Origin of the sequence: Kocuria sp. CPCC 205261, from assembly GCF_040981025.1 — a bacterium.
Taxonomy (GTDB): domain Bacteria; phylum Actinomycetota; class Actinomycetes; order Actinomycetales; family Micrococcaceae; genus Kocuria; species Kocuria marina.
The window spans coordinates 161,166-172,202 of the sequence record NZ_JAVKPU010000006.1 but is presented as its reverse complement, the minus strand read 5'-3'; the positions used below and the strand labels follow the sequence as shown (position 1 = coordinate 172,202).

12 protein-coding genes are annotated in these 11,037 nt (G+C 69.0%); 5 read left to right on the top strand and 7 right to left on the bottom strand.

Annotated elements, in window-relative coordinates:
- Nucleotides 1–204 precede the first annotated feature (204 nt).
- Nucleotides 205–1,497 carry an MFS transporter gene (locus RF646_RS08090; protein ID WP_206399036.1) on the bottom strand — a complete coding sequence of 431 codons (1,293 nt, stop codon included), beginning with the start codon at nucleotides 1,495–1,497 and terminating at the stop codon, nucleotides 205–207.
- A gap of 175 nt (nucleotides 1,498–1,672) precedes the next feature.
- Between RF646_RS08090 and RF646_RS08085 the strand changes: the two genes are divergently transcribed.
- Complete coding sequence (locus RF646_RS08085) at nucleotides 1,673–2,146, top strand: MarR family winged helix-turn-helix transcriptional regulator (protein WP_368835682.1); 474 nt, start codon at nucleotides 1,673–1,675, stop codon at nucleotides 2,144–2,146.
- A gap of 24 nt (nucleotides 2,147–2,170) precedes the next feature.
- Here the strand turns inward: RF646_RS08085 and RF646_RS08080 are convergent, their stop codons facing one another.
- Together RF646_RS08080 and RF646_RS08075 are read right to left on the bottom strand one after the other, a co-directional pair.
- A complete protein-coding gene (locus tag RF646_RS08080) occupies nucleotides 2,171–2,671 on the bottom strand; it encodes a helix-turn-helix domain-containing protein (protein WP_368835681.1) in 501 nt (166 codons plus the stop codon).
- Nucleotides 2,672–3,290: 619 nt separating this feature from the next.
- Nucleotides 3,291–3,482: a hypothetical protein gene (locus tag RF646_RS08075; protein WP_368835680.1), complete on the bottom strand. Its 192-nt coding sequence runs from the start codon at nucleotides 3,480–3,482 to the stop codon at nucleotides 3,291–3,293.
- On the opposite strand from RF646_RS08075, the gene RF646_RS08070 reads away from it, so the two are divergent.
- The 3 genes from RF646_RS08070 (at nucleotide 3,465) to RF646_RS08060 (ending at nucleotide 5,441) form a co-directional block, all read left to right on the top strand.
- Nucleotides 3,465–3,845 (top strand): amidohydrolase family protein, encoded by a 381-nt coding sequence (locus RF646_RS08070; RefSeq protein ID WP_240919021.1) that lies wholly within the window; start codon nucleotides 3,465–3,467, stop codon nucleotides 3,843–3,845. The two genes, RF646_RS08075 and RF646_RS08070, sit on opposite strands and share 18 nt — an antisense overlap.
- A 530-nt stretch (nucleotides 3,846–4,375) precedes the next feature.
- Complete coding sequence (locus tag RF646_RS08065; RefSeq protein WP_167319054.1) at nucleotides 4,376–4,516, top strand: hypothetical protein; 141 nt, start codon at nucleotides 4,376–4,378, stop codon at nucleotides 4,514–4,516.
- A gap of 76 nt (nucleotides 4,517–4,592) precedes the next feature.
- Nucleotides 4,593–5,441, top strand: a complete 849-nt coding sequence (locus tag RF646_RS08060; protein WP_167319055.1) for an alpha/beta fold hydrolase — start codon at nucleotides 4,593–4,595, stop codon at nucleotides 5,439–5,441.
- A gap of 28 nt (nucleotides 5,442–5,469) precedes the next feature.
- Here the strand turns inward: RF646_RS08060 and recQ are convergent, their stop codons facing one another.
- From recQ to RF646_RS08045, 3 genes are all read right to left on the bottom strand, one after another.
- A complete protein-coding gene (recQ, locus tag RF646_RS08055) occupies nucleotides 5,470–7,320 on the bottom strand; it encodes a DNA helicase RecQ (protein WP_368835679.1) in 1,851 nt (616 codons plus the stop codon).
- Between the two features lie 70 nt (nucleotides 7,321–7,390).
- Nucleotides 7,391–7,738: a hypothetical protein gene (locus tag RF646_RS08050; protein ID WP_368835678.1), complete on the bottom strand. Its 348-nt coding sequence runs from the start codon at nucleotides 7,736–7,738 to the stop codon at nucleotides 7,391–7,393.
- 20 nt (nucleotides 7,739–7,758) lie between these two features.
- Nucleotides 7,759–8,523, bottom strand: coding sequence for a Fic family protein (locus tag RF646_RS08045; RefSeq protein WP_368835677.1), 765 nt, complete (start codon nucleotides 8,521–8,523; stop codon nucleotides 7,759–7,761).
- Between the two features lie 535 nt (nucleotides 8,524–9,058).
- On the opposite strand from RF646_RS08045, the gene RF646_RS08040 reads away from it, so the two are divergent.
- The gene (locus RF646_RS08040; RefSeq protein ID WP_085107263.1) at nucleotides 9,059–9,562 is read left to right on the top strand and encodes an FBP domain-containing protein; all 504 of its coding nucleotides are present in this window, start codon (nucleotides 9,059–9,061) and stop codon (nucleotides 9,560–9,562) included.
- Between the two features lie 88 nt (nucleotides 9,563–9,650).
- Here the strand turns inward: RF646_RS08040 and RF646_RS08035 are convergent, their stop codons facing one another.
- Complete coding sequence (locus RF646_RS08035) at nucleotides 9,651–11,000, bottom strand: threonine/serine exporter ThrE family protein (RefSeq protein ID WP_167319057.1); 1,350 nt, start codon at nucleotides 10,998–11,000, stop codon at nucleotides 9,651–9,653.
- Nucleotides 11,001–11,037 lie beyond the last annotated feature (37 nt).

The window sequence follows — 11,037 nt, the reverse complement described above, 5'->3', positions numbered from 1 at the left end:
GACCCCGGACCCGGCGGAGGGCGCGGAGGCGCGGGTGCCGTGCTGGTGGTCCCGTGACCAGTGGATCCAGGAAGAGAGGGCACCGCCTGGCGCGGAGACGACGAGACGCGCCCACCCGGCCCCTCACCGTCGTCGTCCCCGAACGCAGCCGTACAACGGAAAGGGGCCCGCAGTGAAAACCACGGGCCCCCGAAAGAGCGAACCTCAGTCCACCACGAGCCGCCCCCGCTTGGCGTGCGGGTGCCGCCCGTGCACCGCGTGGTATAGCACGGCGGCAACGACTACCAGCACGGCGAGAACCGCGTACATGGCCCCGAAACCGGCGGCGGAGAGCAACAGACCCAGGATCACGGGGCCCACGCCCACGCCCACGTCCATGAGCAGCAGCAGCGTGGAGATGCCGGTGCCCAGCTTGTGGGCGGGCACCGCGTTCACGGCTATGGCCTGCGCGGCCGGCATGAGCGTGCCGTAGCCCAGACCAGTCATGGCGCCGGCCACGACCACCTGCCAGTCCTGGTTCGCCACCGCCAGGAAGCCCAGGGCCACAGCGAAGCAGACGAGGCCCAGGTAGACCACCACGTTGTCGCCGCGCTGGTCCTGCACCTTGCCCAGCACTAGGCGCATGATCAGCATGGCCACGGCGTACGCCACGAAGAACAGGGCGGCACCGGTGGTGACTCCGCGGTCCTCGGCATAGGCGTTGAGGTAGGTGATGACGCCCGCGTAGCAGACGCCCACCACCAGCATGAAGGAGCCGATGGGCAGCACTGCCGGGTGGGCGATGTCGCTGAGCGAGAAGGCGGCGCGCTGCTTGTCCACCTCCTGGTTGGCCTGGGCTTCACGCTTGACCAGGGGCTCCCGCAAGAAGACACCCAGCACCAGGCCGAGCACGGCGGTGACGAGGGTCGTCCAGAACAGCCACGTGTAGTTCAGCGAACCCACCAGGAAGAGCCCCAGCGCGGGCCCCACCGCAGTGGCCAGCGTGGTGCCCAGCGCGAAGTACCCGGTGCCCTCGCCGCGGCGGGAGTCGGGGATCACGGACTGCGCGATCGTCATGACGGCGGTGCTCGCGAACGCGTACCCGAAACCGTGCAGCAGACGCACCCCGATCAGCACGGGCAGAGACCCGGCAGGCAGGTACAGCGCGCACGCGACCACCACGACCACGAGCGCGATCAGCAGCATCTTCCGGCGGCCAAGGATGTCGACAAGGTATCCGGAGACCAGCCGCGCGACGGTCGCCCCCACCACGAATGCACTGGACGCGAAACCGCCCACCGCGTCCGAGGCGGCAAAGCTCTTTACCGCGTACAGCGCCATGGTGGTGACCAGCATGTAGAAGGTCAGGTACTGCAGGAAGTTGACCACCCACGCGACCACGAACGTGGGAGTGACCAGCCGTGCCGGGCCCGCCGAGTGCGCGGGACCGGGCGTGGCCTGCTCCACCACAACCGGCAGTTGACCTGTGGGAACGTCGTCCTTCGCGTCGACCGACACGGGCACCTCCTGGAGTTTTTGGGTTTGTATAGTGCAAGATATTACCCCAGGATTTGTATTATGCAATTTTTGCCGACGACGCCGCTCCGCCGCCTTTCCGCCCCGCCTACCGTTGAGAGCCGCCAGGGCGGCAGTTCCTCGGAAGCCGTCCACCCGGGGATGAAAGGATGGAACCGTGCACAGCGATGACTCAGTGAGCGAACTCGTCTACGAGAACATGTTGCTCTCGAGATACGCCCTCCAGGGAGCACCACCCCAGTCCCGCCGGGAGGCGCTGGACCGCAGCTCCACCGTGCTCCTCGCCCGCCTGCAGGCCGGCGGCCCCATGAGCGTGGCCGAGCTGGCCCAGTCCTTCGGCCTGGACATCTCCACTGTCCACCGGCAGGTCGCAGCCGCCATGAAGAGCGGTCTGATCGAGCGCATCAAGGACCCTGAGGGCGGCGTCGCCAAGAAGCACCAGCCCACCGAGGAGGGCGTGCGCCGCCTCGCGGAGGAACTGGAGGTCCGCCGCGAGTCCTACCAGCGTTTCATCGCGGACTGGCCGCAGGAGGACGTCACCGCGCTGGCCCGTCTCACCCGCCGTTTCAACGAGAGCGTGGAGGCGAGCCTCGGCCACAGCTGGCCGCGCGACTACCCCGCCGAGTCCTAGCGCACGACGCCGCCCGGGCCGTGTTCAGCACCCCTCCACCTCCGCGATCAGCAGCGCCACGTGCAGGGACGTCCGCGACTCCGGATCGTCCAGCGACACCCCCAGCCTGCGTTCCAGCTGGACCAGCCGCCCGTAGAGCGCCGGGCGGGAGAGGTGGATCCGCTGGGCCAGCAGGCTCTTGTTCCCGCCGCACGCCAGGAACTGCGTCAACAGCTCACGGTCCTCGTGGCGCTCCACGTCCAGGACGCTCCCGAGTTCCGCGCGCGCGAACATCTGCACGCGCTCGTCCCCGCGCAGCATCGCGAGCAGCCCGCGCAGCCGCACGTCCTGTGCGCGGAAGCACCACCGCCGAGCGGAACCGGAGCGCACAGAACCGGACCGGGCGGCGTCCTGCCGTGCCGCGCGGTCCGCCACGGTCCCGTCCTGCGAGGGGCCACCTTCCGCGCAACCGTCCCGCACGAGCAGGGACACCGCGGCCTCCGCGATCATTCCGGCCTCGTCCAGGCGGGCGGCCGCGCCGATCATCCCCGACTCTGGATGGAGACCCCCGCGAGCACCCGCCACGCTCCCCCAGGCGCTGCTCCGCCGCCGTAAGCACCCGTTCCACCACCGCGTCCTGCGGGGTGCGCGCGGCCAGCGGCACCAGCACGGCCACGGAGGCGGCGCCGAGACGGCCCGCGAGCGCCGTCGTGCCCTCCCGGCCCAGCGCCCACGCGAGCGCGTCGAGCACGGCGCCGCCCTGGTGCTCGCCCAGCGGGTCCGCGCCCGGGCGCTCCCAGCGCACGACCACCGGTAGCCACGCGGCCGGGGCCGCCTCGCTCAGCACCCCGTGGCGCAGCACGCCGATCCCGAGTTCGTGCGCGCGCCGCCGCGCGGAGTCATCGTCCACGTTCCACGGGCGCCGAAGCTCGTGCAGCAGGGCGGTCTCCGCCTGGCGCTTCTCATTCCGGCGGCTGCGCTCGGACAGCAGCGTGAGCGCCACCGCCTGCCCCGCCCGCTCCGCAGCCCGCGCCCCGGGGACGACGCCGCCGCGTCGACTCCCGGGGCGGCGTCGTCGTCCCCGGAGCACCCGCCCCAGAGAACTGGAGAAGTCCATGGCACCCCCCCCCGTCGTCCACCCGGCCCGCGTGATGCAACCGGGCTACTACGGGGACCAGCCCAACGGGATCTGCAACGTGACCCCGGAGGAGTTCCTGCGGGCCTTCGAGACCTTCCACCGGCACACGTGCACCCACTCGCAGATGACCACTCCCGCCCAGTACCGCCGGATGGCCGCCCCGGGGGCGTGCGCCAACGTGTTCGCCAACCACATCTGGGCGTGGGGGGGGACCAGCACCTGGACCTCACCGTGGGTCCGGACTGTGCGCGCCGGAACAACGCCGCGGCCACCGCGCTGCGCTGCGGAGTGCCCATCAGCCTTCACTCGGACTCCCCCGTGACCCCGCTCGGGCTGCTGCACACCGTCCAGCACGCGGTCACGCGCCGTACCCAGTCCGGCCGCGTGATGGGCGAACACGAACGGATCACCGCGCAGCAGGCCCTGGAAGCCGTGACCATCGGTGCCGCCCTGATCTCCTCCCGCGGTGAGAACACCATCGAACTGACCAAGGGCTGCATCTGCTGCCAAATCACCGACGACGTGCAGCGCACCAGGACCGCCCTTGGCCCGGCGGTCCGACCTCGACCACGTGGTCTGTGAGGTCAGCGGCGTGGGCGATCCGGGTCAGCTGGCCTCGTCCGTCGAGGTCGACGACGCCACCGCACCGAACGTCCGCGTTCACCGTCAGGACCCGCACGACCCCGCGCAGTCGTTGCGGGCCATCGCCGTAGCCCGCCCCGCACACGGAATGCGACGCGGTTCCCCCTGACCACTCACTGGTTCTCCTCGCAGCGGGACCGGATGCCGGAGCGCAGCTGCGGTCCGCCGCGGTGGCGCCCGCTCCGTTCCTGGGATCCGGGCCGACCCCGGGTGCATGAGCCCCCGCCACGTCGCCGTGCCCTTCCCTTGCCGCCCTTCCCTTGCCCCGGGCGGGGGACGATTCCGGATACCCAGCCTGCGTGCCACAGTGGCTCCACCAACTCCGCACGAGCACCCAGGACATGGGCTGCGGTGGCGGACATCGATCCGGGGGAATACGAGCGGGACCGCAGCAAGGCGGCCGCAGCAGCCAGCGAGCACTCCGGGTGCAGTGTGAAGGGGGGACACCCCGCCCGCCGAGGGACTCGGCGTTGGGACCCACCAACAACGAGCTGGACCGCGAGCGCTCCGGTGAGGGCGCCGTGGGCAAGGTCGTGCTGATCGGACTGGCCGTGGTCGTGACACCGTTCACCGTCCTGGCCATCATTGGGCGCGTCATCGGGGGCTTCTAGACCCGCTCCGCCGCAGACCCACCCCAGGTCCGGGGCCACGGCTGACGAGCCCCTCCGTGCGTCATAGGGTGGAGGCATGACTCGGATCACCAGCTTCACGCGACAGGGACTCACGTTCGACGTTCTCGACCAGGGCCCGGAGGACGGCCCCGTGGTCCTGTTGCTGCACGGTTTCCCGCAGGATGCCCGCGGCTGGGACGACGTCGCCGAACGGCTGAACGCGCAGGGGCTGCGCACTCTCGCCATGGACCAGCGTGGGTACTCCCCGGGCGCCCGACCCACCGAGCTGGCCGCGTACCGCCGCGAGGAGCTCTCCGCGGACGCGCTGGCCCTCGCGGACGAGGCCGGAGCGGAGCGGTTCCACCTGGTGGGCCACGACTGGGGCGGGGTGCTCGCCTGGGACATCGCCCTGCGCGCACCGGAGCGGGTGACCTCGCTGACCGTGCTGTCCACCCCGCACCCCACCGCGCTCGGGCACGCGCTCAAGACCCCGGACCAGGTCAAGAAATCCTGGTACATCGGCATGTTCCAGATCCCCGCCGCACCGGAGCGTCTGCTCGCCGGTCGCGTGGGAACCCTTACCCGCCGTGCGGGCATCCCCGAGGAGGCCGCGGAACGCTACGGGCGTCGCTTCGCCACCGCGGACGACCTGCGCGGGCCCATCAACTGGTACCGCGCCATGCTGCGCAAGGACGGCGTGACCGGTAAGAATGCCGGAAACGGCATCATCACGATGCCCACCACGTTTGTGTGGGGCAACCGGGATCCCGCCCTGGGCCGAACGGCCGCGGAGGAGACCGAGGTGTACGTGCACGCGCCGTACGAGTTCATCGAGCTCGATGCCGGGCACTGGCTGCCCGAGCGCGAGGCCCCCGCGGTGGCCGAGGCCATCGTGGACCGCATATCCTCCGTCACGTCCGACTGACGCCGAACGGCCGGGGCAGTTCTCACCGTCAGGACCCCGGGGAGCCCAGCACCTCCAACACGGCGTCCCCGTACTCGGCGAGCTTCTTGGCGCCCACTCCGCTGATGCCGCTGAGCTGCGCGGTCGAGGCGGGGGCGGCCTCCACGATGCCGACGAGCGTGGCGTCCGAGAACACCATGTAGGGCGGGATCTGCTTCTCCTTGGCCACCGATGTCCGCCACTCCCGCAGCGCCTCGAAGGTCTCCTTCGCGGCCTCGTCCAGGGTGTCTGCGGCCCGTGAGCGCCCGCTGCCCCCGCCGCTGCGGGCGCGTCCGTTCGCGCGCGCCGTCGGCGCCCTGTCCACCGCCAGCTCCAGGGTGCCTTCACCGCGCAGCACGGGTCCGGCCTCCGGGCCGGGAACGAGCATGCCGAAATCACCGATGGCCTCCACGACCCGGCGGGCAAGCAGCTGCCGCAGTACCGAGCGCCACTCCCGCTCGGAGAGGTCCTGCCCGATCCCCCACACGCTCAGCTCCTGGTGGCGCGACGCCTCCGTGCGCTCGTTGCTGCGGCCCAGCAGGATGTCGAAGACCTTGCCGGAGCCGAACTGCTCACCGCGTTCGCGTTGCAGCCTGATGAGCGTGGACAGCAGCTTCTGGGCGGGCACGGTGGCGTCCCAGACCTTGGGCGGGTTCAGGCACGTGTCGCAGTTGCCGCACGGCTCGGAGTCCTGGCCGAAGTACCGCAGCAGCTGGACACGACGGCAGTCCGTGGTCTCGCACAGGGCGAGCATGGCGTCCAGGTGCGAGCGCGCATTGCGTTTGTGCAGGTCAGATCCGTCTCCCTGGTCGATCATGCGCCGCTGGTTGACCACGTCGCCCAGGCCGTACGCCATCCACGCCGTTGCGGGCATACCATCGCGGCCGGCGCGGCCTGTCTCCTGGTAGTACCCCTCGATGCTCTTGGGCAGATCCAGGTGGGCGACGAAGCGGACGTCCGGCTTGTCGATGCCCATGCCGAACGCGATCGTGGCGACGACGACGATTCCCTCCTCCCGCAGGAACCGCACCTGCGTGTCCTGGCGCACTGCGGCGTCGAGACCCGCGTGGTAGGGCATGGCGTCGACCCCGCGGGCGCTGAGCCACGCGGCGGTGGACTCCACGCTCTTGCGGGACATGCAGTAGACGATGCCTGCCTCCCCCGGGTGCTCCGACTGGATGAGCCGCAGCAGTTGGTCCTTCGCGCGGTCCTTGGACTCGATCCGGTACTGGATGTTGGGGCGGTCGAAGTTGGAGACGAAGTGCCGCGCGTTCTCCATGCGCAGCCGCTCGGTGATCTCCTGGTGGGTGGCCCGGGTGGCGGTCGCGGTGAGTGCGATGCGGGGAACATCCGGGAAGGCGTCCGCAAGCACGGACAGCCCCATGTAATCGGGGCGGAAGTCATGCCCCCACTGGGAGACGCAGTGCGCCTCGTCGATCGCGAACAGGGCGATCGGTGCGCGCTTCAGCAGCTCAACGGTGCGCGGCAGGATGAGCCGTTCGGGGGCCATGTAGAGCAGGTCAATGTCCCCGGCGAGAAGCTGCTGCTCCACCTCCTGCGCCTCGTAGGGCTCCAGGGTGGAGTTGAGGTACGCGGCGCGGATGCCCACGGCCTCGAGCGCGGCCACCTGGTCCGCCATGAGCGCGATCAGCGGGGAGACCACCACGCCCGTGCCGTCCCGCAGCAGGGCGGGGATCTGGTAGCACAGGGACTTGCCGCCGCCGGTGGGCATCAGCACCACGGCGTCCCCGCCACCCACCACCTGCTCGATGATCTCCGCCTGCTCCCCACGAAAGGCGTCGTACCCGAAAACCTCCTGTAGGACGCCCAGGGATGTGGTGGCAGTGGCGGAGGAAGTCATGCCTCCAGGGTAGGTGCTGAGCACTGGAGCATTGTGCGCTCACCTGCCGTCGCGTGGACAGTCCCGCACCTCAGTCACGCAGGATAGCCGGGAGCATGTCCAACTGGTTGAGGCGGCGCACCACGTGCTTGGTCAGAACGTTGCGATGCAGACTCACCACGTACCGCCCCGGCCCTGACATCTTCTGTAGCAACCCGGACTCGACCATGCGGCGCAGACGGTGGCTCCTGTTCGACGGAGACCCCTTGATCACGTCTTCGAGATCGCCCGCTTTGACCTTCCCTTGGCGCGCCACCGCGTAGATCACATCTGCCTCCGTCTCCGTGAGCTCCCCCGCCGCGAGAGCGGCATTGACCGAAGGCCCCACGACCTCCTCGGAAATGAAGCGGGGGGCAGCAAGCCGACTGACCCTGTCCATGTCGTCCTTGAGGCCGTGAATCACATACCCGGCCCAGGCCAGCACCCCTCCGGGCTCAGGGAGTCCGCTCCCGCGAGGTGGTCGTAGTACGACTGCCGGTCGGCACCAAAAACTGCTGTGGGGTTGAGCGGACGCGCGGCGCTCCTGGAGGTGTAGCCCTGGTTGCTCAGCATGGCGTACGTCAGCAGGCGTGAGACCCGCCCGTTACCATTGGCAAACGGATGTATCCAGACGAACCGGTGGTGGACAAGCGCGATCTGGAGGAGTTGGTGCTGAGCGGGCACCTCCTTGTTTGCAAACTCCAGGAGCTGGCCCATGTCCGCCTGGACGGACCCGGGTGCGGGCGGGACATGGGACGCTCCAGCGATCCCGACGGGGATTGTTCGATAGCTGCCCGGGTGCTCGTCACCTTCACGTTCGAGTCCCTGCACGGCGAGCTGGTGGAGTTCACGGATCAGCCCATGAGTCAGGGACAGCCTTCCACGGGCTGCCAACTCGTCCATGTAGTCAGTTGCCTGCTCCAGCTGCAGAATCTCTCGCACGGCGTCTGCTGCTGGCTGTCCCGTGGCCGCGGCCCGCCGGGCTTCGGCCACGACATTCGCCACCGTGGTCCGGTTCCCTTCGATGCGTGCCGACATGACGCTCGTGAGACCTTGGAACAGCCTGCGCAGCTCCAGGCCAAGAGGGTCCTCAAGGTGCTCAGTACGAGAATCCACGCGCACCCGCTCCAGGGCGAACAGATCCGTCACGAGCGCACTCGCGAAATCGACCTCGGGGAAGACCATGGGTTGCATGTATCAAAATTTAGCCGGGGATCAGACAAATTTGAACATCGGAGTCTCTGTCCCTTAGGAACACGGGGAAAGGAGTCAATACCCACTTGTAAATTCTTGACTTCTACGAGTATGGGAACTTGATGCTCACCTCCAGCGGGATACCCTTCTGGGCGACCCGATGCCAGGTGGCGGGCAGCCCCACGGTGGATTTAAACTGTCCCCGTACGTTTTCGAGATCCACAGCCGTGGGGGAACGAGGCTTTCGTGCGTCAGGGGGTTGCCGGCTTCTTCACCGCCGGCACTAGACAGCGCTGACCGGACGCGGCGGGTGAAGACCAGCCCGTCGCGCGCTTTCACCCACCCTTTTCCACCTCCCCGCGGCGACCGCGCTCCACGAGCGCGCCGAACGCCGTCGCCCTCCCGCACCACGCGGCACGACGATGCCGCCCGCCCCCACCGCGCTCCTTGGCACCCGGGTGCCCGCGCGCCGTCCTGACCCGCACGTGGCAGGCAGGGGGAGACCATCCTCGAAGGACCAAAGAACATGAATACGCATACAGAAACCGAAATCCGCAAGAGCTTCGTCAACTGCTCCAAGGGCGCTGCGCAGCGCATCAACATCCCGCAGGACGTGCTCCACGGGGACTGGGAGTCCCAGATCTTCCTGGGCTGGTACGACCCGAAGTCACCGCGGGCGGGCTACGTCGTCGTCGAGACCGAGCACGGGCTGCGCGGGCTGGTGCTCGAGAAGAACGCGCAGAAGGCGAGCGGTGGCGCACGTATGTGTCAGATCTGCCTGACGTTGCACCCGGCCAGCGGCGTCTCACTGGTGTCGATCCAGCGTTCCAAGACCGCGAAGGACCGCTACAACTCCGTGGGCACCTACGTGTGCTCGAACCTGGCGTGCAGCGACTACACGCTGGGGCGCCGCAAGCCCGAGGGCATCCGGCAGATGGAGGAGACCATGAGCCCGGAGGAGCGCGCCGATCGCGCGCTCGCCAACATGCGCGGGCTCGTGGAGCGCGTGGCCGAGGTCATGGGGAAGTAGCGGCCTCCGCGGCGGGGCGGACGCGGGCAGGACCCACCCCGCCGCCGGGCGCGCAGCGCGGACCGCCCCAGCTTGATCTGCGCCCGCGTCAGCTGGTGAAGGGCTTGGAGAAGATCGGAACCATGATGTCGCTGAAGTTCTCCTCGTTCGCCATCTCGCGGCGGAACTTCTGGCCCGGGCGGTGGCGCTTGAACTGGCGACGCCGCCCGGCCCAGAGGACCTCGGACGCCACGTACTGCCCGAGCATGCCGCCCATGCACAGGCAGAATGCGGTGATCGCGGCCTCGAGGACGTTCTCGCCGGCGTTTTCGAGACCGAAGATCACGCCCAGCACACCCTGGTAGACGAGCATCCCGGGGAAGAGCGGGAGCAACACCACCATGAGCGTGGCGTTCGAGGCCAGGTTCAGGGCGCGGGTGAGGGTGACGCTCAGGATGCCCGCGACGATCGAGGCGATCAGGATGGCACCGAAGGAGCTGATGCCCACGGCTGTGATGGCCAGGACACCCAGCTGCACCAGACCACCGAAGAGTCCGAGGGACGCGAGCTTCCAGCCGCGGCCGCCGGAAGCAAGGGCGAAGCCGGCGGAGACCACGGCCGCACCCAGGATGGAGAGCGCCCAGCGCGAGTCGTCCATCTTGAGGGTCTCGATGTAGTCCACGGAGTCCCCCACAAGCGGCTGCATCGCGTGGATGCCGATGGTCACACCGGCCACCAGACCGGCGGTGCTCGTGACCGCCTCGAAGATGCGCCCGGAGGCGGAGACGTACCACCCGGTGATGACGTCGTGCACCGCACCGTACGCGGCAATCCCCGCGAGCCACGCGGCCAGGGCTGCCACGATGCACACCGCCGTCTGGGTGATGTCGAAGAGGACCCCTGCCACAGTGGCCCCGAGCACTGCGGTCAGTCCCCCGGCCGCGAGGCTGAAGACCTCCGGGGCCTTGATCCGCTGAACGAGGGCGTAGACGCCGTACACGATCGCGGAGACGATCGCGGCAGTGATGGCGGTGGGCCAGCTTCCGCCGAGGATCAGCGCGAACCCGACACCGAACATCCCGAAACCGGTCACCGTCAGACGGTGGCCGATGTGCCGGGACTCCGCGAGGATCTCGTCCATGCGCTGGATGCCCTCCTCTGCAGAGATCCGGCCGAGCACGAAGTCCTCCAGCACCTCGCCCGTGTCCGTGCGTAGCTGGATGTCCAGGGTTCCGGGCTGGGACTCGAACACGCGAGTGCTCGGCGCCTTGTCCGGCGCATCCTGGTGGCTGATGGTCACCTGCCCCAGGCCCACGCTCACCGTGACGTCCCGCAGGTCCGTCTTGCGAAAGATCGACAGCAGGGACTTGGTGGTGTTGGCGGACCCGGCCCCGCTGCGGATCAGGGCGTCCGCAATCTGGAAGGCGAGTTTGTAAGCAGCCTGTTCAGTGGTAAGCACCGACAAAGCGTAGTGGGACGGGCCGGTTACGGGCGAG